Below are 1,308 nucleotides of genomic sequence, written 5' to 3' on the forward strand. Positions count from 1 at the left end.
ATCGGCGGCAGGACGCGAATCTTGCGATACCTGATCTCAAGAACGGCCTGGTCGGGATCGCCGTTGCTGTCTCTGACGTCGATGCGATGGAGCCCTTTGACGGCGACCTCGTCCATTTCGTCGGCGATCGTGTGATCTCCGTCTCCAGCCAAGCGGTCGACGCAGGTCCTGATCAGGAAATGAGTTCCGGTCTCCTGTGCTGCGCAAAACAGCTCGTAGATGTCACTCTCGCGATCACCAATATGGATGCATCGTCCCGGATGATCCAACAGTTGCGTAGACTGCTTGAGATTTTCTAACCACCGCACGCTTTCCTTTTTCTCGATGGGAATCCGGGTCGGATTGATCTTCTTTTTAAGCGCTGCCGTCCCCTTGAATTTCTTCCGGGTCCAGAACTTAACGGCCGCCAACCCCAGCGGCACCCCCTCGATTGTAACCGCGAGGCTCGAATGCATCAGGATGCCGCAAACCGTGTGCGATCTGAGGCGACCCGCCTTATCCCGTCCACTGTTGATGCTCTTGGTGATGCCGATCGCTTCTGACTTCTCGCGTTGATAGCTGAACTCGGTTGTATCGTGCAGCACAAGAACGAGACCTTCAGTGGCGGCGGCACGATCACGTGTCGATTGGAAATGGCCGGCCAGAATGTCCGCTTCGCTGACCCGGTCATTGGAGAAGAAGCGGTAGGCTGCCTTGGTATTCGCCCAATCCTGGCAGACGAGCGGAATGCTTTGTCCCATGGCGCTTCCAATCTGCGTGAGCAGTTTGCGGAATCTGTCGCCGAGCCGCGCGTCCCTAAACTCGCATCCACTACTCTCTCGATCAATCCAACATTCACCTTCCAAAGACCGCAAACAGCCTTTTGCCGATCGATCCCTTAGTCTCAGCCCCATAAAGCACCCTCTCGCGAATCAGGTGCTCAGAAAGGAATCACAAGTGATTCTTTCGATTCAAGATTTCGCCGATCAGCGGATCAACCCGAGTGGTCAAAGTTATGGGTAATTGAAAGCCTCACCGGATGCTTACGTCCTGTGGGCGTTCTTGAGCCTTGTTGTACAACGATGCACGACCACACTCGCAGCTCGGATGGAAGACGCCCTCCGAGTTCGCCTTCACCTGTCACCCGTGACGGCAGCTGGCGCTGCGCTATGCCGAAGGCTCCGCGCCAGCTGCGCCGCCGGCGGCGGCGGCGGCAGGATATATGCTGATGTAAACGTCGCCTCGGATTTTTAGCTGCAACTTCCGGCTCGCGCTTCGCGCGAGTCTTGGGCTTCGCCCAAGTCCGGAAGTTGCAGCTAAAAATCCGAG

The 1,308-nt window shown here is 56.7% G+C and carries 1 protein-coding gene; it reads right to left on the bottom strand.

The window, feature by feature from the left end; translation table 11 throughout:
• A partial coding sequence (locus tag AC5ZGW_RS46300; protein ID WP_496114172.1) for an IS4/Tn5 family transposase DNA-binding protein occupies nt 1-893 on the bottom strand: 893 nt, incomplete at its 3' end.
• Nucleotides 894-1,308 lie beyond the last annotated feature (415 nt).

This window comes from Bradyrhizobium sp. Crot121 (assembly GCF_059512385.1).